The sequence below is a fragment of the Pseudomonas sp. Marseille-Q0931 genome, assembly GCF_940789645.1.
Lineage (GTDB): Bacteria > Pseudomonadota > Gammaproteobacteria > Pseudomonadales > Pseudomonadaceae > Aquipseudomonas.
The window spans coordinates 1-25,033 of the sequence record NZ_CALNWT010000013.1; the positions used below are offsets into that span (position 1 = coordinate 1).

At 64.6% G+C, this 25,033-nt stretch carries 23 protein-coding genes; 9 read left to right on the forward strand and 14 right to left on the reverse strand.

What is annotated here, in order from left to right:
* On the reverse strand, positions 1–591 hold a 591-nt coding region (locus P3C50_RS19015), incomplete at its 3' end, for a PmbA/TldA family metallopeptidase (RefSeq protein ID WP_275547153.1).
* Positions 592–718: 127 nt separating this feature from the next.
* Between P3C50_RS19015 and yjgA the strand changes: the two genes are divergently transcribed.
* Positions 719–1,237, forward strand: a complete 519-nt coding sequence (yjgA, locus tag P3C50_RS19020; protein WP_275547154.1) for a ribosome biogenesis factor YjgA — start codon at positions 719–721, stop codon at positions 1,235–1,237.
* 12 nt (positions 1,238–1,249) lie between these two features.
* On the opposite strand, the gene tldD is transcribed toward yjgA, so the two are convergent.
* The 8 genes from tldD to mreB all read right to left on the reverse strand — a co-directional run bounded on the left by tldD (position 1,250) and on the right by mreB (position 12,312).
* Complete coding sequence (tldD, locus tag P3C50_RS19025) at positions 1,250–2,692, reverse strand: metalloprotease TldD (RefSeq protein WP_275547155.1); 1,443 nt, start codon at positions 2,690–2,692, stop codon at positions 1,250–1,252.
* Positions 2,693–2,694: 2 nt separating this feature from the next.
* Complete coding sequence (locus P3C50_RS19030) at positions 2,695–3,543, reverse strand: carbon-nitrogen hydrolase family protein (RefSeq protein ID WP_275547156.1); 849 nt, start codon at positions 3,541–3,543, stop codon at positions 2,695–2,697.
* 49 nt (positions 3,544–3,592) lie between these two features.
* Entirely contained in the window at positions 3,593–7,408 is a 3,816-nt protein-coding gene (locus tag P3C50_RS19035) for a YhdP family protein (RefSeq protein WP_275547157.1), read from the reverse strand.
* A gap of 26 nt (positions 7,409–7,434) precedes the next feature.
* Positions 7,435–8,892, reverse strand: a complete 1,458-nt coding sequence (gene rng, locus P3C50_RS19040; RefSeq protein ID WP_197857574.1) for a ribonuclease G — start codon at positions 8,890–8,892, stop codon at positions 7,435–7,437.
* A gap of 69 nt (positions 8,893–8,961) precedes the next feature.
* Positions 8,962–9,597, reverse strand: a complete 636-nt coding sequence (locus tag P3C50_RS19045) for a Maf family protein (RefSeq protein WP_275547158.1) — start codon at positions 9,595–9,597, stop codon at positions 8,962–8,964.
* 47 nt (positions 9,598–9,644) lie between these two features.
* Positions 9,645–10,133: a rod shape-determining protein MreD gene (gene mreD, locus P3C50_RS19050; RefSeq protein WP_197857576.1), complete on the reverse strand. Its 489-nt coding sequence runs from the start codon at positions 10,131–10,133 to the stop codon at positions 9,645–9,647.
* Entirely contained in the window at positions 10,133–11,122 is a 990-nt protein-coding gene (gene mreC, locus P3C50_RS19055) for a rod shape-determining protein MreC (RefSeq protein WP_275547269.1), read from the reverse strand. The genes mreD and mreC overlap by 1 nt, the downstream gene beginning before the upstream one ends.
* Positions 11,123–11,274: 152 nt before the next feature.
* Positions 11,275–12,312, reverse strand: coding sequence for a rod shape-determining protein MreB (mreB, locus tag P3C50_RS19060; RefSeq protein ID WP_013714086.1), 1,038 nt, complete (start codon positions 12,310–12,312; stop codon positions 11,275–11,277).
* A 228-nt stretch (positions 12,313–12,540) separates the two neighbouring features.
* Here mreB and gatC point away from each other — a divergent pair, with 228 nt between their 5' ends.
* From gatC to P3C50_RS19090, 6 genes are all read left to right on the forward strand, one after another.
* Positions 12,541–12,828 (forward strand): Asp-tRNA(Asn)/Glu-tRNA(Gln) amidotransferase subunit GatC, encoded by a 288-nt coding sequence (gene gatC / locus P3C50_RS19065; RefSeq protein WP_275547159.1) that lies wholly within the window; start codon positions 12,541–12,543, stop codon positions 12,826–12,828.
* Positions 12,829–12,843: 15 nt separating this feature from the next.
* The gene (gene gatA / locus P3C50_RS19070) at positions 12,844–14,295 is read left to right on the forward strand and encodes an Asp-tRNA(Asn)/Glu-tRNA(Gln) amidotransferase subunit GatA (protein ID WP_275547160.1); all 1,452 of its coding nucleotides are present in this window, start codon (positions 12,844–12,846) and stop codon (positions 14,293–14,295) included.
* Between the two features lie 135 nt (positions 14,296–14,430).
* Entirely contained in the window at positions 14,431–15,876 is a 1,446-nt protein-coding gene (gene gatB / locus P3C50_RS19075; protein ID WP_197857578.1) for an Asp-tRNA(Asn)/Glu-tRNA(Gln) amidotransferase subunit GatB, read from the forward strand.
* Positions 15,877–15,944: 68 nt separating this feature from the next.
* Positions 15,945–16,367, forward strand: a complete 423-nt coding sequence (locus tag P3C50_RS19080; protein WP_275547161.1) for a septal ring lytic transglycosylase RlpA family protein — start codon at positions 15,945–15,947, stop codon at positions 16,365–16,367.
* A gap of 91 nt (positions 16,368–16,458) precedes the next feature.
* Positions 16,459–17,553 (forward strand): calcium/sodium antiporter, encoded by a 1,095-nt coding sequence (locus tag P3C50_RS19085; protein WP_197857580.1) that lies wholly within the window; start codon positions 16,459–16,461, stop codon positions 17,551–17,553.
* A 2-nt stretch (positions 17,554–17,555) separates the two neighbouring features.
* The gene (locus P3C50_RS19090) at positions 17,556–17,945 is read left to right on the forward strand and encodes a carboxymuconolactone decarboxylase family protein (protein ID WP_275547162.1); all 390 of its coding nucleotides are present in this window, start codon (positions 17,556–17,558) and stop codon (positions 17,943–17,945) included.
* A gap of 74 nt (positions 17,946–18,019) precedes the next feature.
* Here the strand turns inward: P3C50_RS19090 and P3C50_RS19095 are convergent, their stop codons facing one another.
* The 4 genes from P3C50_RS19095 to P3C50_RS19110 all read right to left on the reverse strand — a co-directional run bounded on the left by P3C50_RS19095 (position 18,020) and on the right by P3C50_RS19110 (position 21,559).
* Entirely contained in the window at positions 18,020–18,541 is a 522-nt protein-coding gene (locus tag P3C50_RS19095; RefSeq protein WP_275547163.1) for a hypothetical protein, read from the reverse strand.
* A 43-nt stretch (positions 18,542–18,584) separates the two neighbouring features.
* Entirely contained in the window at positions 18,585–19,526 is a 942-nt protein-coding gene (locus P3C50_RS19100) for an AEC family transporter (RefSeq protein WP_275547164.1), read from the reverse strand.
* A gap of 203 nt (positions 19,527–19,729) precedes the next feature.
* Entirely contained in the window at positions 19,730–20,290 is a 561-nt protein-coding gene (locus P3C50_RS19105; RefSeq protein ID WP_013714077.1) for a response regulator transcription factor, read from the reverse strand.
* 15 nt (positions 20,291–20,305) lie between these two features.
* Positions 20,306–21,559 carry an ATP-binding protein gene (locus P3C50_RS19110; protein ID WP_197857584.1) on the reverse strand — a complete coding sequence of 418 codons (1,254 nt, stop codon included), beginning with the start codon at positions 21,557–21,559 and terminating at the stop codon, positions 20,306–20,308.
* A gap of 190 nt (positions 21,560–21,749) precedes the next feature.
* Here P3C50_RS19110 and P3C50_RS19115 point away from each other — a divergent pair, with 190 nt between their 5' ends.
* Positions 21,750–22,463 (forward strand): SIMPL domain-containing protein, encoded by a 714-nt coding sequence (locus tag P3C50_RS19115; RefSeq protein WP_275547165.1) that lies wholly within the window; start codon positions 21,750–21,752, stop codon positions 22,461–22,463.
* A 116-nt stretch (positions 22,464–22,579) separates the two neighbouring features.
* Here the strand turns inward: P3C50_RS19115 and P3C50_RS19120 are convergent, their stop codons facing one another.
* The gene (locus P3C50_RS19120; protein ID WP_275547166.1) at positions 22,580–23,752 is read right to left on the reverse strand and encodes an HD domain-containing phosphohydrolase; all 1,173 of its coding nucleotides are present in this window, start codon (positions 23,750–23,752) and stop codon (positions 22,580–22,582) included.
* 169 nt (positions 23,753–23,921) lie between these two features.
* Here P3C50_RS19120 and ada point away from each other — a divergent pair, with 169 nt between their 5' ends.
* Positions 23,922–24,944, forward strand: coding sequence for a bifunctional DNA-binding transcriptional regulator/O6-methylguanine-DNA methyltransferase Ada (gene ada / locus P3C50_RS19125; RefSeq protein WP_275547167.1), 1,023 nt, complete (start codon positions 23,922–23,924; stop codon positions 24,942–24,944).
* Positions 24,945–25,033: the final 89 nt, after the last annotated feature.

Here is a 25,033-nt window from a genome sequence, read left to right on the forward strand (position 1 = left end):
GCCCCCCCCCCCCCCCCCCCCCCCCCACCCGGGGGGGGGGGGGGTGCCCGAAAAACCGCCGATAAAACCATGGCTGTTGCCATAAACGCGGCAGCCCTGATGGGTGCTGAGACTGGTGCCATCGGCGTTCTTGATCCGCGTGTCGGCGGCGAATGCCGCCGCCTCGCAGGCCAGCGCCTGCTCGACTGCCTGCTCCGGGGTGATCGACCAGGGGTGATAAAGGTCCAGTTCCGGCAGCTCGCGGGCCATCAGCGCCGCATCGGCCAGGCCGGCACATTCATCTTCGGATGCGTGCCTGGCAATCGCCAGGGCTGCCGCCACGGTCTCGCGAATGGCCTCGATACCGGTGGCCGAGGTGCTGGCCGAGCCCTTGCTCTGACCCACGTACAGGGTGATGCCGAAACCCTGGTCGCGATTGAATTCGACGGTCTCCACCTCGCCCTGGCGCACGGTGGTGGACAACCCCTGGCCCGCCGAGACGGCGACTTCGCAGGCACTGGCACCCTGGCGCCTGGCCTCGGCGAGAATCGCCTCGACCTGCTCCTGCAGCGCTGGCAAGGCCTGCGGCCCGATGCGTTCTACTTCACTCATAACCACTCCCGATTCTCTGGCGCAGCCCCCTCGCACACGTAGCCTGGGGCCTGCTCTCGACTGCCGGCTACGGGCCGGCGGTCACGGTTACTGCTATCATGGCGGCGTTTCCCTCTGGACCCACCCCATGTCTGATTCCTACGACGACTTCTCCCTGGAGAAGAGCAAATCTCAGGTCAAGCGCGAACTGCATGCCCTGCAGGAACTCGGCGAGCGCCTGACTGCGCTCAAGCCGGACCTGCTGGCGAAAATGCCGCTGACCGACGCACTACGCCGCGCCCTCGCCGAAGCGCCGAAACACACCGCCAACGCCGCGCGCAAACGCCACATCCAATTCATCGGCAAGCTGATGCGTGAACAGGATGTCGAGGCGATCGTCGCCATGCTCGACCAGGTGGACAGCTCCACCCGCGAATACAACGAGCGCTTCCACGCCCTCGAGCGCTGGCGCGACCGCCTGATCGGCGAAGGCGACAGTGCGCTGGAAAGCTTTGTCGAGCTTTACCCCGATGCCGACGTCCAGCATCTGCGCGGCCTGGTTCGTCATGCCCTGCATGAAGCCGCGCGCAACAAGCCGCCGGCCGCCGCGCGCAAGGTGTTCAAGTACATCCGCGAGCTTGACGAAATCCAGCGCGGCCTGCGCTGAGCCGGCATCGCCTCAGGCACCGGTGCCGCCGACGGTGATCGCGTCGATCTTCAACGTCGGCTGACCAACGCCCACCGGCACCGACTGGCCATCCTTGCCACAGGTGCCGACGCCGCTGTCCAGGGCCAGGTCATTGCCAACCATGGATACGCGGCTCATAGCCTCCGGACCGTTACCGATCAACGTGGCACCTTTGACCGGCGCGGTGATCTTGCCGTCTTCGATCAGGTAGGCCTCGCTGGTGGAGAAAACGAACTTGCCGCTGGTGATGTCCACCTGGCCGCCACCGAGGTTGGCACAGTAGATGCCCTTCTTCACCGAACGGATGATTTCCTCCGGGTCGCTCTCGCCGGCCAGCATGTAAGTGTTGGTCATGCGCGGCATCGGCAGGTGCGCGTAGGACTCGCGACGACCGTTACCGGTAGCAGCCACGCCCATCAGGCGCGCGTTGAGCTTGTCCTGCATGTAGCCCTTGAGCACGCCGTTCTCGATCAGCGTGGTGCACTGGGTCGGCGTGCCTTCGTCGTCGACGCTGAGCGAGCCGCGACGACCGACCAGGGTGCCGTCATCGACGATGGTGCACAGCTTGGACGCCACCTGCTGGCCAATCTTGCCACTGTAGTTGGAGCTGCCCTTGCGATTGAAGTCGCCTTCCAGGCCGTGGCCGACCGCCTCGTGCAGCAACACGCCGGACCAGCCGGCGCCCATCACCACCGGCATGCTGCCAGCGGGTGCGGCGATAGCCTCCAGGTTGACCAGCGCCTGGCGCAGCGCCTCGCGGGCGTAACCCATGGCTCGGTCTTCCTCCAGGAAATAGCGGTAGTCGGTACGTCCACCGCCGCCATGCCCACCACGTTCACGACGACCGTTCTGCTCGACGATGACGCTGACGTTGAAGCGCACCAGCGGGCGGATATCGGCGCTGAGGCTGCCATCATGAGCGGCGACCAGAATGCGATCCCACACACCGGCCAGACTTACGGTGACCTGCTTGATGCGCGGGTCGAGCGCCCGGGTGGCACGATCGATACGCTGCAGGAGCTCGACCTTCTCGGCGCGGCTCATGACATCCAGCGGGTTGCCTTCGGCATAAAGCTGGGTCACCTGCGGACTGACGAAAGCCTGCACGCGGCCCTGTTGGCCGGCGCGGGAGATCGAACGCGCAGCCTGCGCAGCCTGGGTCAGCGCATCGAGGCTGATCGCATTGCTGTAGGCGAAACCGGTTTTCTCACCGGACTGGGCGCGCACGCCAACGCCCTGATCAAGATTGAAACTGCCTTCCTTGACGATGCCATCTTCCAGTACCCAGGTTTCCGAAACCTGGCTTTGGAAATAGAGATCGGCGGCATCGATGCCGGGACCTGCGACCTCACCCAGCACGCTGCTGAGGCTGTCGAGCGTCAGGTTACCGGGCGCCAACAGGTGCTCGCTGACGGATTGCAACATCGTATTCATGATCACTCCACAACGATCGGACGCGGTGCGCCCGATAAAAAGAATCGGCGGTGCTGCTGCACCGGCATACGTTGGCGAATGGCCGCCTGCTCGGCGGCATCGCGCGAAGCAAGCAATGCGGCTTCGCCTTGATCCTGCTCGGCCAGTACGCTGCCCCAGGGGTCGATGATCGCCGAATGGCCAAAGGTCAGGCGCTGCCCGGGGTGCTCGCCACCCTGCCCGGCTGCCAGCACGTAGCACTGGGTCTCGATGGCACGGGCGCGCGTCAGCACCTGCCAATGCGCCGCGCCAGTCACGGCGGTGAAGGCTGCCGGCACGCTGATCAGCTCGGCACCGGCTTCGCGCAGCGCGCCGAACAGCTCGGGGAAGCGCAAGTCGTAACACACGGTCAGACCCAGGCGCCCCACGGGCGTGTCCGCTACCACGACACGCTGGCCATGGGCGAAATCGTCAGACTCGCGATAACGGCCACGGTTGTCGGCCACGTCGACGTCGAATAGGTGCAGCTTATCATAGCGAGCCGCGCGCTCGCCCTGGTCATCGATCAGCAGCGAGCAGGCGTTCGGCTTGCCCTCGGCATCGTCGTCAGGCGGCAGTGGCAAGGTGCCGGCCACTATCCATAAACTGAGGTCACGCGCGGCGCGTTTCAACCAGGGCAGGATGGGACCTTCGCCGACTGCCTCGGCACGACCGATGGCGGCCAAGTCTCGACGGCCCATGGCGGCGAAGTTCTCCGGCAGCACGGCAAGGCGTGCACCGCCCTGCGCCGCCCGCTCCAGCATGCGACGCGCCAGGCGCAGGTTGGTTTGCACGTCATCCTGACTGACCATCTGGATTACAGCGAGATTCATGGCGGCACTCATCGGTTCTCGTCGTGACAGCCTACGCCAAGACGCGCCGTCATTGCGGTTTTTCGAAGGGCTTGTCGAAACGGATATCCGGGTCGTGCAGCGGGCCTCTGACGTCGTATTGCACGCTGGCGAAACGGGCGACCTTGTCACCCAGCAATTTGTCCGCCACGAACAGGGCGCCACCAATCGCCGGTGCACCGACGATCAGAGCCGCCAGTGGCAGGTTGTTGGTCACCGGCAGGGTCACCAGCAGCTTGGCATCGATCTGCTCGTTACGCAGATCCAGATTGCCGTTGAGCTCGAGATTGCTCGACGGCCCGGTCATGGTGATGGGCTCATGGGTGACGAAGAAGCCATTGGTCGCCTGCAGGTTGCCCTTGACCCGGTCATAACTCAGCCCCTTGCCCAGCAGGTCGGAGAAGTCCAGACGCAGGCGGCGGCCGATGGAATTGAAGTTGAGCAGGCCGAATACGCGCAGCGCCTGGGCCGAGCCCTGCACTTCGACGAACTGCCCCTTGCGCAGCGAGGGGTCGAGATTGCCCGAGAAGCGCTTGAGCGAGAACCAGGCAGGCGAGCCGGGCCAGTTGCCATCGACGTCGACGCGGAAATTTTCGCTGGTGACGCTGGGGGCGTAATCCCAGGCTTTCAGGATCGCACCAAGGTCCTTGCCCTGCAGGCGCCCCTTGTACCAGCTCTGGGTATTGCCGGCAGCACTTCGCCAACCGGCGCTGCCGCCAATCTTCAACCCCTGCAGGTCGAGATCGAGCTCATCGAAACGCACGCCCTGTTCCTCGGGGCGCACCTTGAGCGACCAGGCACCCAGCACCTTGTCGCCGCGCTGAACACGCTGGATGCTGATATCCAGCGGCGGCAGCGACTTGGGATCGAAGTCGGCCAGGGGATCGGGTGCATCGCTGGCCTTTTCTGCATCGGGTTCGGGGTCGGGAGCTGGCAGCCTGACATGCCGCAAATCGATACGGATAGGCACGCCTTCGGCGTCCGCCAGCAGCACTTGGCCGGCGGCCAGTTCGCTGTCGAGTTGCAGGGCCCAGCCCTGAGGTTCTCGCGTCACGCCGACGCTCAGTTGCTCGACCTCCTGGCCGAAGCCGCGCAACCGTCCGATTTCCAGCCGTGCACTGCGCAAAAAACGCTGGCTGTCAGCGTCCACCTCGACCGGATGATCGCTACCGAGCTGCTTCCAGGCATCCAGATCCAGCTCATCCAGGCGTCCGCGCACGCGCAGGCCCTGGCCAGGCGGCAGTCCCGCCGCGCCACCGCCAACCACCACCTCGCCACGCCCCTCGGCCAGTGCGCCGGCAGGTGCGGCCAAATTGAGACTGGCCAGCTCGCCATAATCCGCCCAGTAGCGACGCTGACGCCCGGAGAGCGTCATGCGCCAACTGGCATCACGCTCCTGCTGCGCCGTCTTGCCGAACGGCGCCGGCAGATCGATCGCCACACCGCGCAGGTTGGAGTCGACACGCAGCTTGCTGTCGTCGCCGTCCAGGGTCAGGCGCAGGCGATAAGGCAGCAAACCGCTGACAGGCAGCTTCTGCGGCCCACCGAGCCATTGGCTGAGGGTATCGACCTGCACCTGGCCGCGCAGATCGAATCCGCTGCGCGCCTGTCCGCGTGAACCTTCGGCGCTGATCCTGCCGCTTACCTGACGCCCGAATACCTCGGCGCGAACATCCGGCGCGCTCAGCCCGGCATTGCTGTCGAAACGAAAGGCGCCCTTCACCTTGTTCAGTTGCAGATCCGGATTGGCCAGCTTGAGGCTGGCCCCCTCGGTGGCGAAATCCACCACCACACCGGGCTTGGCTCCCTTCTGCAGCGGAATATCCAGTTGCAGCCGCCCGGTCAGCGGGCCTTGCCCCTGCCAGCCGGCAAAAATTTCCGAGGTCCCCAGCGGCGCTTCCTGCAGCAGTTTGATCGCGTCGCTCAGGCTGCTCTGCACCTTGCCATCGAGGTGCAGACGTGGCGGCTTACCATCGTGCAGCAGCGGGATATTGGCAATGACGTCGCGGACCTCGCTTTCCTGCAGACGTCCGCTCTGCAGGCGCACGCGCACGGCATCGTCCTCGATCAGCACCTCGCCCACACCTTCACGCAGCGACGGCCAGCCGGGCTGGAAGGCCAGCTCGGCGTCCCTGACCTTGAAGAACAGACTGAGACTGCGCGCCCCCAGCGCTGCGCCCTTGTTCAGCGAGCCCTGGTACTGGAAGTAGCCTTCCTCGACATGGCCGGCGCGAATCGCTGTCTTCAGCCAATGATCGAGTTCGGCACTCATGCCGGGGGCGCGGCTCGGCAGATACTTCTCGGTGTAGGACGCATCGCCGTCGCGCATGCCAACGCGCAGGTCCATGTAGCTTTCCGCCTCAGGATCGCGCAGCAGGCGGATCAGCATGTCCCCTGCGACCTGCCCTTCCTCGCCGTCCACGCGCATATAGGGGCTGTAGAGGGTCAAGCCAGTTTCACTCCAGTCCCAGCTCAACCGCGCCTGAGCATGGCGATAACGCCAGGGCTTGGGGAAAAGTTGATCCAGGTGCAGGGCGAAGTCCTCGGTATTCAGGCGCAGCTCGCCTTTGAACATGTCGCCCGAGGCGCTACCGCTGACATTCTCTGCCGCCGGCGCACCGCGATAGGCCTGGATGCCCACCTTGTCCAGATTGGCAGCGAACTGCAGACGCTCGGCGCCCTCGCGCTGCGGGTAATAATCGAGCAGCAGGTTGTTGACCGCGCCAACCGGTGCCAGCGCCACCAGAACCTCGCGCGCCTTGTCGGGCATCGGCGCCAGCGCCTGCACCAGCGGCGCCCAGGCGGCGAGGTCGAGACGATCGGCCGTCAGCGCCCAACGCTCGTCAGCCTCCCCCACATCGTGCTGTTTCAGGTTCAGGTGCAGCTCGCCGATACGTTGCTCACCATGGCTCATGGCCAGGGAATCGATCTGTGCCCGTACGCCCTGCTCATCCCGAGCGAAGAAGGCGTTGAAGGCCAGGTCCTTGAGCGTCACGGCCTCGTGCCTGGCCTGACCGCCAACCACTGCGGGAGCATGCAGGCGCAGGGCGCCCTTGTGCAGGGCCAGGCCGCGCCCTTCCAGCCAAAGCTCACCGCCGGCCTGCAGGCGCTGCAGCTGCCAGTCGCCGAGCAGTGTTTTCGGCAGCCAGCTCGCCCAATCGCTCTGCGGCAGGCTCAGATAGAGCTGCGACTCGGCTTCGCGCCAGGTCTTCGGCTGCATGCGCGTGCGCAGACTCAGCGCCACCGGCTGGCCGTCTGGCAGCAGCAGACGACCGTCGAGGCGCTGGCTGTTGCTGCCGTAGCGCAGGCTCAGATTGACGTAGCTGAGCAGCAACGGCTCCTGATTGAGAGGCTGCACCACCACGCGGCTGTCGAGCAGGCTGATGCGATGCACCATCTGCAATTGCTTGAGCAGTCGTTCGACATTCAGCTCGGGGCCGTCGCGCTGTGGCAATCCTTGCAACTGCCAGCCGCCCTCGGCGTTCTGCTGCACGTTCAGTTGCAGACCGTCGACTTGCAGATGGGCGATACGCGGCTGGCGTGCCAGCAGGCTGCCGCTCACATCCGGCAGCAGTTGCACGCGCTCCAGGCTCAGCCCTGCACCCTCGGCCCCGAGGCGTACATCGCGCGCCACCAGCACCGGCGCGAAGCCCCGCCAACGGCCTTCGAGGCTGCCGATCCGCACCGGCACGCCCAGCTGCTCGGTGGCGCGATCTTCCAGTTCGAGGCGGTATTCGGCCACCAGCGGCACCAGCTCACGCCCCAGGCTGACGTACAGCGCGGCCAGCACCAGCACGGCCGCGCACAGCCCCAGGCCCCAGCGCAGCAAGGCCGAGAACAGGCGCACCAGGGCGCCCTCGGTACCTGCGGCGCTCAGAGCAGCACCACGTCGTACTGTTCCTGGGAATACATGGTTTCCACCTGGAACTTGATGGTGCGCCCGATAAAGGCTTCCAGATCGGCGACGTTGCCCGACTCTTCATCGAGCAGGCGATCGACCACTTTCTGATTGGCCAGCACGCGATAGCTTTCCGCCTGGTAGGCACGCGCCTCGCGCAGAATTTCGCGGAAGATCTCGTAGCAGATGGTCTCGGGCGTCTTCAGCTTGCCGCGGCCCTGACACGCGGTGCACGGCTCGCAAAGAATCTGCTCGAGGCTTTCACGGGTACGTTTGCGGGTCATCTGCACCAGGCCGAGTTCGGTGATGCCGATGATGTTGGTCTTGGCATGGTCGCGCTCGAGCTGCTTTTCCAGGGTGCGCAGCACCTGACGCTGATGCTCCTCGTCTTCCATGTCGATGAAGTCGATGATGATGATGCCGCCCAGGTTGCGCAGGCGCAGCTGGCGGGCAATCGCGGTGGCCGCCTCCAGGTTGGTCTTGAAGATGGTCTCTTCCAGCGTGCGATGGCCGACGAAGGCGCCGGTATTGACGTCGATGGTGCTCATCGCCTCGGCCGGGTCGACCACCAGGTAACCACCGGACTTCAACGGCACCTTGCGCTCCAAGGCGCGCTGAATCTCGTCCTCGACGCCATACAGGTCGAAGATCGGCCGCTCACCCGGATAGTGCTCCAGACGATCGGCGATTTCCGGCATCAGTTCGGCGACGAATTGCGTGATCTTCTGGAAGGTTTCCCGCGAGTCCACGCGAATCTTCTCGGTGCGCGGGCTGACCAGATCGCGCAGCGTGCGCAGGGCCAGCGACAGATCCTCGTAGATCACCGACGGCGCCTTGGCGGTCTGCACCTGCGCGGAAATCTGATCCCACAGGCGGCGCAGGTAGCGGATGTCGATGAGAATCTCGTCGGCGCCGGCACCCTCGGCCGCGGTGCGCAGGATGAAGCCGCCCGCCTCCTCGATGCCCTCGGCGGCAACGCAATCGGCGACCACCTGCTTGAGGCGCTCGCGTTCGCCTTCATCCTCGATCTTCAGGGAGATGCCGACATGGCTGGTGCGCGGCATGTACACCAGGTAACGCGAGGGAATCGACAGCTGAGTGGTCAGGCGTGCGCCCTTGCTGCCGATGGGGTCCTTGGTGACCTGCACCGTCAGGCTCTGGCCTTCGTGGACCAGCGCACTGATCGGCTCCACCGCAGCGCCTTCGCGGGTGGAGATCTCCGAGGCATGGATGAAGGCCGCACGTTCAAGGCCAATGTCGATGAAGGCCGCCTGCATGCCGGGCAGCACGCGCACCACCTTGCCCTTGTAGATATTGCCGACGATGCCGCGCTTCTGCGTGCGTTCGACGTGAACTTCCTGCAGCACGCCGTTTTCCACCACGGCCACGCGCGACTCCATCGGCGTGATATTGATCAGAATCTCTTCGCTCATGCATCCATCCTGGTGATCATGCCGGCCGGGCTACTGCACCGCCCCGCGGACTCAAGCTTTTCGGACACCTCATCCCGCAGCCGCGTTGCCGTCGCCTGGTTTCTGAAAATGTCCTGGCGCCGGGAATTGCCAGCAGGCAATACCGAATTCCCCAAGCAGCTCGGCAGTTTCGCACAGCGGCAGACCGACCACCGCCGAATAGCTGCCCTGCAATTGGCTGACGAACACGGCCGCCAACCCCTGGATACCATAACTGCCCGCCTTGTCGCATGGCTCGCCGCTGGCCCAGTACGCCTCGATTTCGGCCTCGCTGATAGGGCGAAAACTCACTTCGCTGCTGACCACACGAGCCGACTCGCGACCATCGCCGACCAGCGCAACGGCTGTCAGTACTTGATGGCTGCGCCCCGACAGGGCCTGCAGCATGGCCCGCGACTCGGCGAAATCCGCCGGTTTGCCGAGAATGCGCCCATCGAGCACCACGGCGGTATCAGCGCCCAGCACCACGGCATCGACACGTTCGCCCAATGCGCGCAGGCCGGCCCGCGCCTTCTCGCGAGCCAGACGCTCTACATAGGCTGCTGCCGGCTCGTCTGGCAACGGGTTTTCATCTATCGAGGCGATTTGCGTGACGCATGGCACAGCGATCTGGGCCAGCAACTCACGGCGACGGGGCGAAGCGGAGGCCAGAAACAGCTCGGCCATGCGGGTATCTCCCTTGGCGAACCGCGGCCAGCCATGCCAGGCCGCGTTCAGTTGACGTTGAGGCGCAGGTGCAGCCCCCGCAGGATGACGCAGATCCACGGCCACAGCAGGGCGCTCACCAGCGCCGGCAGGATGAAGGCCAGGGTTGGCGGGCGGCTGCCGGTCAGCGCATTGAGCCACAGCTGCACCAGCTGGGCGAGGCCGAACACCACCATCAGCACCATGCTCTGCTGCCACATGGGAAACATGCGCAGACGCTGGTGCAGGCTCAGTACCAGAAAGGTGATCAAGGTAAGGATCAGCGCGTTCTGCCCGAGCAGCGTGCCGAACAGCACATCCTGCGCCAGGCCGAGAATCCACGCTGTGGTCAGGCCGACGCGGTGCGGCAGCGCCAGCACCCAGTAGGTGAGGATCAGGGCGACCCACAGCGGGCGACCGATCTGCATGAACTCGAGCAGCGGCGCGACGCTGAGCAGCAGCGCGAAGGCCAGACTCAACCAGATCACCCAGCCGTTACGAGACTTTACGCCGACCATCAGTTCGCCTCCTGTGCGGGAGCGTCCGCGGCCGGAGTGGCGGTCGACGCGGGCGCCTGCTCGCCTTGGGTACGTTCCTGCTCGGCCTCGCGGTCAGCGGCCTCCTGGGCCTGGGCCGAATCGGAAGCGCGCTGCTCAGGGCTGCGCCGGTCGGAGAACACCAGCAGCAGATAACGACTGCGATTGAGCGCCGCGGTCGGTGTGGCGCGGACGATGGCGAACGGCTGGCCGGAATCATGGATCACCTCCTTGACCGTGGCCACCGGGTAGCCGGCCGGGAAACGCTGGCCCATGCCGGAGCTGACCAGCAGATCGCCTTCCTTGATATCGGCGGTATCGGCGACATGGCGCAGCTCGAGGCTTTCCGGGTTGCCAGTGCCGACAGCGATGGCGCGCAGGCCGTTGCGGTTGACCTGCACGGGAATACTGTGGGTGTTATCGGTGAGCAACAGCACGCGCGAGGTATAGGGCATGACCTCCACCACCTGGCCCATCAGGCCACGCGCATCGAGCACCGGCTGACCGAGGAACACGCAGTTTTGCTTGCCCTCGTCAACGCAATCCTTCTCGCCCTTGTCGATCAGGATGCGGTGGGTGTATGGGTTGGGGTCGACGCCGATCAGTTCGCTGACCAGCACCTCTTCATCCACCAGCGCCGCGGAGTTGAGCAGCTCGCGCAGGCGCACGTTTTGCTCGGTCAGGGTCGCCAGCTTCTGCAGGCGGCGCTGCAGCAACAGGGCTTCGGCCTTGAGCTTCTCATTCTCGGCCACCAGCTCGCTGCGCGAGGAAATCTGCTGGGTCGCGCCTTCCCAGGCCCGCACGGGCAGCTCGGCCAGCTCGTACAGGGGCGTCAACACCGTGCCCATGATGCTGCGCACGGGCTTGAGCGTGTCGAAGCGGGCGTCGGCCACCATCAGCACTGCCGACAGCACGGCAAATACCAGTAGGCGAATGCCCAGCGAGGGACCTTTGGCGAAGAGCGGCTTAATAAGCTGCTCCTTGTGCGCCACGAGGGCGGAAAGCGCGCGAATTCATGCGAAGGGCGAACCGGTCTGGCGAAGGTTGGGCCGAGTGTACTGCAATGCTCGAATATGCGCGTGCCGCCCGGAGGCGGCACGGCAAGCGTCCACAGCCGCGGGGCTCACTCGGTGGAGAGCAGGTCCATGGCGTGGCGGTCCATCATTTCCAGGGCCTTGCCGCCGCCACGGGCGACGCAGGTCAGCGGGTCTTCAGCAACGATCACCGGCAGACCGGTTTCCTGGCTCAGCAGCTTGTCCAGGTCGCGCAGCAGCGCGCCACCGCCGGTCAGCACCAGGCCGCGCTCGGCGATGTCCGAAGCCAGCTCGGGCGGCGACTGCTCCAGGGCGCTCTTGACCGCCTGGACGATGGTCGCCAGCGATTCCTGCAGCGCTTCGAGCACTTCGTTGGAGTTCAGGGTGAAGCTGCGCGGCACGCCCTCGGCCAGGTTGCGGCCGCGTACGTCGACTTCACGGATTTCGCCACCCGGATAGGCAGTACCGATTTCCTGCTTGATGCGCTCGGCGGTGCCTTCACCGATCAGCGAACCGTAGTTGCGGCGCACGTAGGTGATGATGGCTTCGTCGAAACGGTCGCCGCCCACACGTACGGACTCGGCGTAAACCACGCCATTGAGGGAGATCAGCGCGATTTCGGTGGTACCGCCGCCAATATCGACGACCATCGAACCGCGGGCCTCTTCGACCGGCAGGCCGGCGCCGATGGCAGCGGCCATCGGCTCTTCGATCAGGAACACTTCACGGGCACCGGCGCCCAGGGCCGATTCACGGATGGCGCGGCGCTCGACCTGGGTCGACTTGCACGGCACGCAAATCAGCACGCGCGGCGACGGCTGCAGGAAGCTGTTCTCGTGAACCTTGTTGATGAAGTACTGCAGCATCTTTTCGCAGACGCTGAAGTCAGCGATCACGCCGTCCTTCATCGGACGAATCGCGGAAATGTTGCCGGGGGTACGGCCGAGCATGCGCTTGGCCTCGGTGCCCACAGCCACGACACTCTTCTGGTTGCCGTGGGTACGGATGGCGACCACGGACGGCTCATTCAGGACGATACCGCGCTCGCGCACATAAATAAGGGTATTGGCAGTACCCAGGTCGATCGACAGATCGCTGGAGAACATGCCACGCAGTTTCTTGAACATTAGGAAGGGACCCTAGGCAACGCGTGGGTAAAAGTCAGACGCGGAAAAACGCGCGGGTAAAAAGTGCGGCAAACTCTAACAACGGCAGGGATTTTGAGCAAGGCGGCAATATGGTAGATTGCCTGTTTTTCCGGGCCTTGCAGCTGCACAGCGCGGCCTTTGACCGCCGGCTCGCGGCATCCGTTCCCTGCTTGTCCTCTCTGTCACACTTCCCCTGGAGAACCCCTGATGGCGCTTGAACGCTCCGAGGTGGAAAAAATCGCCCACCTGGCCCGCCTGGGTCTGAACGAAGGCGATATTCCGCAAACCACCGAGACCCTGAACAACATCCTCGGCCTGATCGACCAGATGCAGGCCGTCGATACCCAGGGCATCGAACCCATGGCGCACCCGCTGGAAGCGACCCAGCGCCTGCGTGCCGACGTGGTCAACGAGAGCAACCAGCGCGACGCCTACCAGGCCATCGCCCCGGCCGTGGAAAGCGGCCTGTACCTCGTGCCGAAAGTCATCGAATAAAGGAAAGGGCCCGACATGCATCAACTGACCCTGGCCGAGATCGCCCGCGGCCTCGCCGACAAGCAATTCTCCGCCGAAGAACTGAGCCGCGCCCTGCTGGCGCGCATCAATCAGCTCGACCCCCAGCTCAACAGTTTCATCACCATTACCGAAGAGCTGGCCATCGAACAGGCCAAGGCCGCGGACGCCCGCCGCGCCGCTGGCGAGAACGGCGCCCTGCTCGGCGCGCCGATCGCGCACAAGGACTTGTTCTGCACCAACGGCGTGCTGACCTCCTGCGCCTCGAAGATCCTCACCGGCTTCAAGGCGCCCTACGACGCCACCGTGGTTGAGAAACTCGCCAACGCCGGTACCGTGACCCTCGGCAAGCTGAACATGGACGAGTTCGCCATGGGCTCGGCCAACGAATCCAGCCACTACGGCGCGGTCAAGAACCCCTGGGACACAAGCCGCGTGCCCGGCGGCTCCTCAGGTGGTTCCGCTGCAGCCGTAGCGGCGCGCCTGATTCCGGCCGCCACCGGCACCGACACCGGCGGTTCGATCCGCCAGCCGGCGGCGCTGACCAACCTCACCGGCATCAAGCCGACCTACGGCCGCGTCTCGCGCTGGGGCATGATCGCCTACGCCTCCAGCCTTGATCAGGGCGGCCCACTGGCCCGCACCGCCGAGGACTGCGCCCTGCTGCTCGGCGCCATGGCCGGTTTCGACGCCAAGGATTCCACCAGCGTCGATCAGCCGGTGGATGACTACCTGGCGGCGCTGGCCCAGCCGCTGGCCGGCCTGCGCATCGGTCTGCCCAAGGAATACTTCGGCGCCGGCCTCGATGCACGCATCGGCGAGAAGGTCATGGCCGTGGTCGAGGAGCTGAAAAAGCTCGGCGCCACCATCAAGGACATCAGCCTGCCGAACATGCAGCACGCGATTCCCGCCTACTACGTGATCGCCCCGGCAGAAGCCAGCTCCAACCTGTCGCGCTTCGACGGCGTGCGTTTCGGCTATCGCTGCGAAAACCCGGTGAACCTCGAAGACCTGTACAAACGCTCGCGCGGCGAAGGCTTCGGTGCGGAAGTCAAACGGCGCATCATGATCGGCACCTACGCGCTGTCGGCCGGCTACTACGACGCCTACTACATCAAGGCCCAGCAGATCCGCAGACTGATCAAGAACGACTTCGTCGCCGCGTTCAATGACGTCGACGTGATCCTCGGCCCGACCACGCCGAACCTGGCCTGGAAGATTGGTGAGAAAGGCGGCGACCCGGTCTCGGCCTACCTCGAAGACATCTACACCATCACCGCCAACCTGGCCGGCATCCCCGGTCTGTCGATGCCGGCCGGCTTCGTCGATGGCCTGCCGGTGGGCGTGCAACTGCTCGGCAACTACTTCCAGGAAGGTCGCCTGCTCAACATCGCGCACCAGTACCAGCAGGTCAGCGACTGGCATAAAGCGACGCCCGCCGGATTCTGAAACAACCCTCCCCTCTCTCATTCTTTGTGAAGAACGGAGAGGGACCGGGAGAAGGTACGGCCCGTCACCCTCTCCCCAACCCTCTCCCGCAAGCGGGAGAGGGGCAGACCGCAAAACATTTGAGGGACATTGAACATGCAATGGGAAACCGTGATCGGGCTCGAGATTCACGCTCAGCTCAGCACCCAATCGAAGATTTTCTCGGCCAGCGCCACCACCTTTGGCGCCGAGCCCAACACCCAGGCCAGCCTGGTCGACCTCGGCATGCCCGGCACCCTGCCGGTGCTCAACGCCGAAGCCGTGCGCATGGCCTGCCAGTTCGGCCTGGCCATCGACGCCGAAATCGCCGAGCGTAACGTCTTCGCGCGCAAGAACTACTTCTACCCGGACCTGCCGAAGGGCTACCAGACCAGCCAGATGGACCACCCCATCGTCGGCAAGGGCTTCCTCGACATCACCCTGGAAGACGGCACCGTCAAGCGCATCGGCATTACCCGTGCGCACCTGGAAGAGGATGCCGGCAAGAGCCTGCACGAAGACTTCCACGGCATGAGCGGCATCGACCTGAACCGCGCCGGCACGCCGCTGCTGGAAATCGTTTCCGAGCCGGACATCCGCTCGGCCAAGGAAGCGGTGGCCTACGTCAAGGCCATCCACGCACTGGTGCGCTACCTGGGCATCTGCGACGGCAACATGGCCGAAGGCTCGCTGCGCTGCGACTGCAACGTGTCGGTACGGCCGAAGGGCCAGGCCGAGTTCGGCACCCGCGCCGAGATCAAGAACGTCAACTCGTTCCGCTTCATCGAGAAAGCCATCAACCACGAAGTGCAGCGCCAGATCGAGCTGATCGAGGACGGCGGCAAGGTGGTGCAGGAAACCCGCCTTTACGATCCCAACAAGGATCAGACCCGCTCCATGCGCAGCAAGGAAGAAGCCAACGACTACCGTTACTTCCCCTGCCCGGACCTGCTGCCGGTGGTCATCGAGCGCAGCTTCCTCGACGAGTTGCGCGCCGCGCTGCCCGAGCTGCCGCCGCAGAAGCGCGAGCGTTTCGAGAGTCAGTTCGGCCTGTCCACCTATGATGCCAGCGTGCTCAGCGCCAGCCGCGAAATGGCCGATTACTTCGAAGCGGTCGAGAAAGCCTGCGGCGATGCCAAGCTGGCCGCCAACTGGGTGATGGGCGAGCTGTCCAGCCTGCTCAATAAAGAGGGTCTGGAGATCGAGCAGTCGCCGGTGTCCGCCGAGCAGCTGGGCGGCATGATCCTGCGCATCAAGGACAACACCATCAGCGGCAAGATCGCCAAGATGGTGTTCGAGGCCATGGCGGCCGGTGAAGGCAGCGCCGATGCGATCATCGAGAGCAAGGGCCTCAAGCAGGTCACCGACAGCGGCGCCATCGAGAAGATGCTCGATGAGGTGCTGGCGGCCAACGCCGAGCAGGTCGAGCAGTACCGCGCCAGCGACGAAGCCAAGCGCGGCAAGATGTTCGGTTTCTTCGTCGGCCAGGCCATGAAAGCCTCCAAGGGCAAGGCCAACCCGGGGCAAGTGAACGAACTGCTGAAGAAGAAGCTCGAAGGCTGAGCCAGACCGGTTCGCTTGATACTGAAAAACGCCGGGTTCCGCCGGCGTTTTTTATGGGGAAACGACAGATGACGATCCGTAGCCCGGATGCAATCCGGGAACCTTCATTGCCCCGGATTGCATCCGGGCTACGCACCTGCATTCTACTTGCCGCACTCGCCGCACTCGGCGGCTGCTCCACCTTCGGCGGCGGCGCAGGCGGCAGCGAAACCGGCAAGGCCTCATACTACGCTCAGGCGCACCACGGCAAACGCACCGCCAGCGGCGAACGCTTCGATCAGAGCGCGCTGACCGCTGCGCATCGCACCCTGCCGTTCGGCACACGTGTGCGGGTGACCAACCTGAACAATGAACGTAGCGTCGTATTGCGCATCAATGATCGTGGGCCCTTCGTACGCGGCCGCGTGATCGACGTTTCACGCGCCGCCGCCGTGCGCCTGGACATGCTGCGCGCAGGCGTGGTGCCGGTACGGGTCGAGGCGCTGGACTGACCAACAATTGGCAACAAAATCTTTCTGCAGCATCTGGCGGCGTACAACGCCATCGCTACACTAGCCGCACTTTTTCCGGAGCTACCCTGCAATGACCCTGATGACCTATGTCTACCTGATCGCCGGCCTGGTGCTGCTGGTCGCTGGCGCCGAAGTGCTGGTGCGCGGCGCCGCCAAGCTGGCCGCACAGTTCGGCATTCCACCGCTGGTAATCGGCCTGACCGTGGTGGCCTTCGGCACCAGCGCCCCGGAAACCGCGGTCAGCGTGCAATCGGCATTCAACGGCAGCGGCGACCTGGCAATCGGCAACGTGATCGGCAGCAATATCGCCAACGTCCTGCTGATCCTCGGTGTGACGGCCCTGGTCGCGCCGCTGATCGTCTCGCGCCAGTTGATCCGCCTCGATGTGCCGATCATGATCGGCGCCAGCCTGGTGGTCTATGCGCTGGCCTGGGACGGCGCGCTGAGTCGCCTCGACGGCGCCCTGCTGTTCGCCGGCGTGCTGACCTACACCGGTTTTCTGATCTACAGCGCGCGCAAGGAGAACAAGAACGAGGATGACGAGTTCGCCAAGGAGTTCGGCCTCGACGAAGCGCCCAAACCCTATGCCTGGGCGATCAACCTGGGCCTGGTCATCGCGGGCCTGGTGCTGCTGGTGGTGGGCTCCAACTTCCTGGTCGAAGGCGCCGTGCAACTGGCTCGCGCCCTGGGGCTTTCGGAGCTGGTGATCGGCCTGACGGTGATCGCCATCGGCACCTCGCTGCCGGAGCTGGCCACCTCGATCATCGCGGCCTTCAAGGGCGAGCGCGACATCGCCGTGGGCAATATCGTCGGCAGCAACATCTTCAACCTGCTGTGCGTGCTGGGCCTAGCCTCGCTGGTTTCGCCGGCAGCCATTCCGGTAGCCGCCAATGCGCTGGCCTTCGACTTCCCGGTGATGATTGCCGTGGCGGTGGCCTGCCTGCCGATCTTCTTCACCGGCTATCGCATCAACCGCTGGGAAGGTCTGCTGTTCCTCGCCTACTACGTGGCCTACACCCTGTACCTGGTGCTGTTCAGCACCGGCCGCCCGCAGGCCGAAACCTTCGGTGACGCAATGATCGGCTATGTGCTGCCGCTCACCGTCATTACCCTGGTGATCATTGCCGGGCGTGCCTGGCACAAACAGCGTGGCGAGCAGGTGTGAGCATGAGCGAGAACCATGACCGCGGGCTGCAGGTACGCCGTGAGGTGATGGGCGATGCCTTCGTCGACCGCGCCCTGGGCAATGCCACCGAGTTCACCCAGCCGCTGCAGGATTTCGTCAACGAGCATGCCTGGGGCGGCGTGTGGACGCGCAGCGGCCTGCCGCGCGCGACGCGCAGCCTGATCACCCTGGCTGCGCTCACCGCATTGAAATGCCCGCAGGAACTCAAGGGCCACGTGCGCGGCGCGCTGAACAACGGCTGCACCGTCGAGGAAATTCGCGAAACCCTCCTGCACTGCGCGGTGTATGCCGGTGTGCCGGCCAGCATCGATGCCTTCCGCGCGGCGCAGGAGGTGATCGACGAATGGCAGCGCAACGCATCTGAAACCTAGCAGCCCGCCTGCGTACCCATGCGGCGAAACATGAGGCGCATCGGGCGTTCTGGCTCAGCCTCTGAGGCAAAACCTCAGATGTGCTGGCGAACCTGACGCGTATCAGGCCCCAGTTCAGCCAGCAGTGCCTGGATCATCGGCTCATCGGGCCACCAGTTGCAGAAGCCCACCCCCAGATTGCCGAAGGCCCAGGGCATGGGCAGGAACTGCCAGTCGTGCAGGCGTCCGGCCCGTTTACAGGCCGGGCAGTTCAGCGTCGCATCGTCGTGCCCGGCGAACCAGTTGCCGACAGCCTCGTCCCAGACGATTTCATCAGCCGCGCTGACCTGCTGACAGCTCGGGCAGGCCAATCCTTCCACGCCACTGTCGCCCGCATGGAATACGGTACGCTCCTGTACGAGCTGAACGCCGCAGTAGTCGATAGCGCGGTCGAATCCCTGCGCAGCGTCCCCTGGCAGATAGAGGCCACTGCACGGGCAGACCTGCGCCGCGACGATCTTTCGCTCGATCAGCCAGTCCAGCAGCGACCGCCCCCGCACACGCGCCTGCTCGTCACTGGGACAGATCACAACGAACCAGTGGATGGAATCACTCATTTTTCTTTTCCTTGAAAACCGAGTTCAGGCGACTATCGAAACGCTAGATCCAACCACCCCACTGCAGCAACAGCAGACCGATATTGGTGGTGACCACCGCCGCTAAGGTGGTGATGACGATGATGGCTGCCGCCAGCTCATGGTTGGCCCCCACCGCACGGGCCATGACGAAGCTGGCCGCCGCCGTCGGGCTGGCGAAATAGAGGAAGAGGATCGCCAGGTCCGCACCGCGAAAGCCCAACAGCCAGGCGCCAGAGGTACTCAGCAGGGGCAGCCAGACCATTTTCATCATGCCCGAACCGATGGCGGTGCCGCTGCTGCGATGCAGCGACGCCAGACTCAGCGTGCCGCCGATACAGATCAGCGCCAGCGGCAAGGTCATCTGCGCGAAGTACTCGGCCGAGGTCAGGAACCACTGCGGCAGCGGGATTTTCCAGTAGGCGATCGGCACCGCCATCAGCACGCCGATGATCATCGGATTGGTCACGATGCTGCGTACGATGGCCTTGGCACCGGGCTTGACGCCGGGGCTGTAGATGGCCAGTACGACGGCCGAGAGCGCGTTGTAGCAGAGGATCACCAATGCCGCGAGCAACGAGCCGACCGACAGGCCGTAGTCACCGTACATGCTGGTGGCCAGTGCCAGGCCGACGATGCCGTTGTTGCCGCGGAAGGCGCCCTGGGTGTAGATGCCGCGATCTTCGAACGGCACCCGCCAGATCGCCCAGGCCCAGGCCACGAAGAACGAGGCCACGGTGGCCAGGAAGAAGTAGCTCAGCAACTGCGGCTGCATGGCCGCATCCAGGTCGGCCTTGACCACCCCAAGAAACAACAGGGTCGGCATGGTGCCGCGAAACACCAGGCTCGAGGCTGTGTCGATGAAGGACGTATCGATCCAGCGCACACGTTTGAGCACCACGCCGAGAAACAGCATGGCGAACACGGGCGCGGTAATGGCGAGGGTTTGTGCAGCGACGGCGAGCATGACGACACCAGCAGGTTGTCTGACGACCTATATTAGCTGGCTAAGCATTTCTAGGCTATGGGCACAGAATGCCAATATTCGCTCGCGCAGGACGGCTGGGCGGCATTTCGCTTCAGCCGCGATTAGGCCAGTGAGCCAGACGTTTCGTGGCTAAAGCCGCTCCTACAAAAAAGCGCGCAGCACGCCCGATACGCTGCAGCGCATCAGCGGCGAACCGGGCGTTTCTGCAGCTTGCGCTGCAAGGTACGGCGGTGCATGCCGAGGGCGCGGGCAGTAGCAGAGATGTTGCCCTCGTGCTCGGCCAGCACGCGCTGGATATGTTCCCACTGCAGGCGGTCCACCGACATCGGGTTTTCCGGCACCAGGCTGTCGAGGTCGGCGTGTTCGGAAAGCAGCGCAGTGAGCACGTCGTCAGCATCGGCCGGCTTGCACAGGTAGTTGGCCGCGCCGCGCTTGATGGCCTCCACCGCGGTGGCGATGCTGGAATAGCCGGTGAGAATCACCACGCGCATCTCGGCGTCCAGCTCCAGCAGCTTGGGCAGCAGTACCAAGCCGGAGTCGCCTTCCATCTTCAGGTCGACCACGGCGTAATCCGGCAGATCGTCCTTGGCCAGGGCCAGGCCCTCTTCGGCGCTGGACGCGGTGGAGACGCGCAGGCCGCGGCGACTCATGGCGCGCGCCATCACGCGAGTGAAGGTGGGATCATCATCCACCAGCAGCAGATGCGGATGCTCTTCGCCTTCGAACAGGGATTCTTCGCTCATGCTTGGTTTTCCTAATCAGGCCACGCCATAGGCACGCGGCAACTTCAATTCGGTGAGGGTGCCGCCTTCTTCATGGTTATACAACTTAACCGTGCCACCAGCACGGGTCACGCTGGCCTGGCTGAGGAACAACCCCAGGCCGAAGCCCTTGCCCTTGGTGGTGAAGAAAGGTCGACCCAGCTGTTCGGCGATGGCCAGCGGCACGCCGACGCCATGGTCACGAATGCTCAGGCGCAGCCACTGATGGTCCCAGTCCAGGCAGATGTCGAGCTTGTCCGGGCAGGCATCGGCGGCATTATTGAGCAGGTTGAGCAGCGCCTGGGTCAGGTCTGCCGGCGGCATGATGCGCGGCGGCGTGCCGCGGCCCAGGCACTGGTAGCGGTAGCTGGCCTCGGGGCGCATCAGGTGCCAGCGATTGAGGGTGGTTTCCAGCCACTCCACGCTGGACTGCTCGATAACCGCCTGGCGCCGATCGTTCTCGGCGGCGCGCACCAGCTGTTGCAAGGTGAACTTGCACAGCTTGACCTGCTCCTGCAGCAGGGCCAGGTCGTCCTGCAGGGCGGGCGTGTCGCGGTATTCCTGGCGCAGTTCCTTGAGCAGCACGCTCATGGTGCCCAACGGCGTGCCCAGTTCGTGGGCGGCGCCAGCGGCCTGGGTGGCCACGGCCAGCAGTTGTTGATCACGCAGGCTTTCCTCGCGGCGCTCGGCACGCAGCTCGTCCTGCCGACGCAGCTCCTCGGCCATTTTGGCTACGAAGAAGGTGATCAACGATGCCGCCAGGGCGAAGCTCAGCCACATGCCGTAGACCAGCAGGCTCTCGCGAGCGGCGGGCAGTTCGAGCGGGTGCGTCCATACCAGCAGCAGGGTATATCCAGTCAGGGCCAGGCCCGATAGCACGATGGTAAATAGCCAGGGCAGCGTCGCCGCGGCGATGGTCAGCGGCACCAGGTAATAGGAGACGAAGGGATTGGTCGAACCGCCCGAGTAATACAGCAGCACACTGTGGATGATCAGGTCGCAGCCCAGTTGTACCGCGTACTCGACCTCGGTCACCGGCCAGGGACCGCGCAGGCGCAGCGCCGTGCCCAGGCACAGCAGCAGAGAAACGCCAAGGGTGACCGATAACTGCAACCACGGCAGCGGTATCATGCCCGATTTGTAGGCAAGCCCGACCGAGCCTGCCTGGGCGGCCAGCACCAGAATTCGAATGAGGGTCAGGCGCCAGAGATTCTGGCGACTGGCGGAGAGTAACTGCACAGGTTCGAGCATGGCGACTCCAATTGATCGCGGCGAGTATAACCAAGCCTGCTGCGGCCCTGCGCCGCTGCGGCAACCGGACGCACACCTCTGCACCCTGTTTGAACGCGCAAAAAAACTCAAACAGGTTAACCCGAATCGTCACCCGTCTTCGTCTACCCTCGGGAAACGGCCACCAAGGTCACTGAAAAAGGAACTGCACATGCGCACCATGCCCCGTATCGCCTCCATCCTCGCCCTGACCATCGCCGGCCTGGCCAGTACAGGTCTGCTTGCCGACGAGGCGCGCTACAACCAGATCGCCCTGCGCGCCGAGGTGAACCAGGAGGTCGCCCACGACCTGATGCACGTCACCCTCTACACCGAAGCGCAGAACAGCGACCCGGCCAAGCTGGCAGCCGAGATCACCAACACCCTCAACAAGACCCTGGAGCAGGTACGCCAGGTACGCGGCGTTTCGGTCAAGCTGGGCAGCCGCAACAGCTATCCGGTGTATGACGACAAGGGGCAGAACATCACCGCCTGGCGCGAGCGCGCCGAGGTGCGCATGGAAAGTGCCGACTTCGCTCGTCTGTCGGCCCTGACCGGCGACCTGCTGCAATCGATGAAGATGGCCGGCATGGACTTCAGCATCGCCACCGATACCCGCAAGACCCGCGAGGACGCCATGCTCAAGGACGCCGTCGACGCCTTCAAGGCACGCGCGCAACTGGCCACCGAAGCACTGGGTGGCAAGAGCTACAAGCTGGTCAACCTGAGCATCAGCACCGGGGGATTCCAACCGCCGATGGCCATGCGCAACTTCGAAGCCAAGAGCATGGCGATGATGGATGCGGCGCCCACGCCGCAGATCGAGGCTGGCACCAGCCAGGTCACGGTCAGCGCCGATGGCGTCATCGAAGTGCAGATGCCCTGATCCCCGAGCGAAAACGAGAAAACGCCGTTATCGACGGATAACGGCGTTTCGCATTCCTTGCCGACACTTACTCGAAAGCGTGGATAGAGACGCGCAACTGCCGGAGCCGCCTTACGTCAAGGCGCTGGCGGCAAAGTCATCTCGATGCTTTCCCCCAGCGAATCCTCCAGGCGCTGCAGCTCGACGCCGACCACAGCGGCATCATCGGCCAGGGTTTTGGCGATATGCAGAAACTCCGGCGCTGCTTCGACGAAGGCCAACACCACCAGCGGATCGAAGCGCGTGCCGCTGGCCGCGCAAATCTGCGTCACCGCCTGCTCTGGGCTGACGGCCGGCAGGTAGGCATGCTGGCAGGTCAGCTCTTCGAAGTGCCCCACCAGTGCCATCAACCGAGCCGACAGCGGTATCTGCTCACCGAACAGGCCCTGCGGATAGCCTTTGCCGTCCCAACGTTCGTGCTGGCCGTAGACGATGTCCTTGGCGTCGGACAAGAAGTCGGTGATGCTGCCCAGCTTGCGCTCAGCCCTTTCCAGCGCATCACAGCCGGCGATCACCCCCTCGCTCAACAGGTGCAGGTCACTCTCGTCCGGCTCGCCATGGCTGAGCAGGATGCGATCGGGCAGGGTCAGCCTGTCGATCACATGCAGCATGGCCGACTTGCCCAACTGGGCGATGCGCTCCTCGCTCAGCAGCTCCGACAGGGCAGGCTGCTGCCGCGCCAGGGCGGTGGCTAGGCCAATCATGTAGCGTTCGATCCGCGCCAGGCGACGGCTGCGCGGGTTGTCGCGCATCACCGCGACGCTGGCCATGGCCTCGATGGTGACGTCCTGCAAACGCTGGATATCACGCGTACGGCGCTTGACCTCGAGTTCCAGGTATTCGCTTTTGTCACGCAGGTAATCGGTTGCGGCTTTGAGCTGCAGCTGCGCCCGCACGCGGGCGAGCACGATGGGCGGGCTGACCGGCTTGGTGATGTAGTCGGCGGCACCGAGGTCGAAGCCCAACTGCTCGTCGGCGGCATCGCTTCTGGCCGTCACCAGGATCAGCGGGATATAGCGGGTTTGCGGGCCGCTCTTCAGCTCGCGGCACAATGCGTAGTCATCCTGCCAGTTGAGCAGGATCAGGTCCGGTTGCGGGCGTGCCCTGGCAGCTTGCAGGGCCTCTTCGTTGCCGACCAGTCGCACCTGATAGCGATCGACCAGCAGCGCGCCGAGCCGCTGTCGTGCATCCACCGCATCATCCACCACCAGAATCAATTCCTGCTCCGACCTGTCGAGCATCCCGCGCATGGCGACCTCCGTTTGCACCCTTCTACCCTGATCGACGGTGCTGGGCTGTAGTTGCGCTCAGGCCGTCATACAAATGACCTTGCCTGGGGTTTGAAAGTGCAATACGGATTGGCAGAGCAGCGGCGCCAGCCGACAATCGACACCATGATCCTTAGCGCAAGGCACCCCCATGCTCGATCAGGAACGTTGCTGGCAGGCCGTCTGCGAACGCGACGAGGCGTTCGACGGACGCTTCGTCTTCGCCGTACGCAGCACCGGCATCTATTGCCGACCGAACTGCCCGGCGCGGCGACCACGGCGCGACAACGTCAGTTTTCATGGCGATGCGCAACGTGCAGAAGCTGCTGGATTTCGCCCCTGCAAGCGCTGCTCGCCGCAAGGCCAGAGCCCGGCACAACAACTCGACGCGCTGGTCGCAGCCGCCTGTGAACTGCTGCGTGGCGAACAGCGCCTGACACTGACGCAACTGGCCGCACGCATCGGCCTGTCGTCATCGCATCTGGCCCGAGCGTTCAAGACGCGCACCGGCATGACGCCCAACGCCTGGGCAACGGCGCAACGGCGCCAGCGCCTGGAGGCTCATTTACCAAAGGCCGATAGCGTGCTCGATGCGGCCCTGGCCGCCGGCTATTCCGGCACCCGCGCGCTGTACGAAAAGCCCCAGGCCCTGACACCGGCACAACGCCGCCAGCGCGGGGCTGGCGAGCGCCTGCGTTACAGCATCGCGCCCTGCCCGCTCGGCCAGGTGCTGCTGGCCACCAGCGACAAGGGCGTTTGTGCGCTGCTGTTCGGCGATCAGCCGGCGGCCCTGCGCGAGGAACTGCAACAGCGCTTTGCCGCGGCGCAGCTCGAAGAGGACGAGGCAGGCCTGCGCAGCTGGCTGCAGCAGGTGCTGGCGCAGCTCGAAGAACCCGAGCGCGCGGCTCATCTGCCCCTGGACATTCGCGGCAGCGCATTCCAGCAGCGCGTCTGGCAGGCCCTGCAGCACATCCCCAGCGGCGAAACCCGCAGTTATGCCGAGCTGGCCGGGCAACTGGATAGTCATCCGCGAGCGGTTGCCCGCGCCTGCGCCAGCAACGCCATCGGCCTGCTGCTGCCGTGCCACCGCGTGGTAGCCAGCGATGGCAGCCTCAGCGGCTATCGCTGGGGGCTGCAGCGCAAGCGGCGACTATTGGAGCAGGAGCAGTCGTAACCCATCGGCGGCTTCCCGACGCACCCGGAGGTCGTCGTTCGTAGGGCGGATGTAACCCGCCAGGCCGCTGATGGCGGGTTGCTCCCGCC

What these genes read in the sequence shown, in the direction of transcription:
- tldD (WP_275547155.1), bottom strand. Translation starts at nt 2,692, where the DNA reads ATGAATACGATGTTGCAATCCGTCAGCGAGCACCTGTTGGCGCCCGGT.
- yjgA (WP_275547154.1), top strand. Translation starts at nt 719, where the DNA reads ATGTCTGATTCCTACGACGACTTCTCCCTGGAGAAGAGCAAATCTCAG.
- P3C50_RS19115 (WP_275547165.1), top strand. Translation starts at nt 21,750, where the DNA reads ATGCGCACCATGCCCCGTATCGCCTCCATCCTCGCCCTGACCATCGCC.
- gatC (WP_275547159.1), top strand. Translation starts at nt 12,541, where the DNA reads ATGGCGCTTGAACGCTCCGAGGTGGAAAAAATCGCCCACCTGGCCCGC.
- P3C50_RS19080 (WP_275547161.1), top strand. Translation starts at nt 15,945, where the DNA reads ATGACGATCCGTAGCCCGGATGCAATCCGGGAACCTTCATTGCCCCGG.
- P3C50_RS19085 (WP_197857580.1), top strand. Translation starts at nt 16,459, where the DNA reads ATGACCCTGATGACCTATGTCTACCTGATCGCCGGCCTGGTGCTGCTG.
- P3C50_RS19120 (WP_275547166.1), bottom strand. Translation starts at nt 23,752, where the DNA reads ATGCGCGGGATGCTCGACAGGTCGGAGCAGGAATTGATTCTGGTGGTG.
- P3C50_RS19030 (WP_275547156.1), bottom strand. Translation starts at nt 3,543, where the DNA reads ATGAATCTCGCTGTAATCCAGATGGTCAGTCAGGATGACGTGCAAACC.
- P3C50_RS19105 (WP_013714077.1), bottom strand. Translation starts at nt 20,290, where the DNA reads ATGAGCGAAGAATCCCTGTTCGAAGGCGAAGAGCATCCGCATCTGCTG.
- ada (WP_275547167.1), top strand. Translation starts at nt 23,922, where the DNA reads ATGCTCGATCAGGAACGTTGCTGGCAGGCCGTCTGCGAACGCGACGAG.
- P3C50_RS19045 (WP_275547158.1), bottom strand. Translation starts at nt 9,597, where the DNA reads ATGGCCGAGCTGTTTCTGGCCTCCGCTTCGCCCCGTCGCCGTGAGTTG.
- P3C50_RS19100 (WP_275547164.1), bottom strand. Translation starts at nt 19,526, where the DNA reads ATGCTCGCCGTCGCTGCACAAACCCTCGCCATTACCGCGCCCGTGTTC.
- mreD (WP_197857576.1), bottom strand. Translation starts at nt 10,133, where the DNA reads ATGGTCGGCGTAAAGTCTCGTAACGGCTGGGTGATCTGGTTGAGTCTG.
- P3C50_RS19090 (WP_275547162.1), top strand. Translation starts at nt 17,556, where the DNA reads ATGAGCGAGAACCATGACCGCGGGCTGCAGGTACGCCGTGAGGTGATG.
- rng (WP_197857574.1), bottom strand. Translation starts at nt 8,892, where the DNA reads ATGAGCGAAGAGATTCTGATCAATATCACGCCGATGGAGTCGCGCGTG.
- P3C50_RS19095 (WP_275547163.1), bottom strand. Translation starts at nt 18,541, where the DNA reads ATGAGTGATTCCATCCACTGGTTCGTTGTGATCTGTCCCAGTGACGAG.
- mreB (WP_013714086.1), bottom strand. Translation starts at nt 12,312, where the DNA reads ATGTTCAAGAAACTGCGTGGCATGTTCTCCAGCGATCTGTCGATCGAC.
- gatB (WP_197857578.1), top strand. Translation starts at nt 14,431, where the DNA reads ATGCAATGGGAAACCGTGATCGGGCTCGAGATTCACGCTCAGCTCAGC.
- P3C50_RS19110 (WP_197857584.1), bottom strand. Translation starts at nt 21,559, where the DNA reads ATGCTCGAACCTGTGCAGTTACTCTCCGCCAGTCGCCAGAATCTCTGG.
- gatA (WP_275547160.1), top strand. Translation starts at nt 12,844, where the DNA reads ATGCATCAACTGACCCTGGCCGAGATCGCCCGCGGCCTCGCCGACAAG.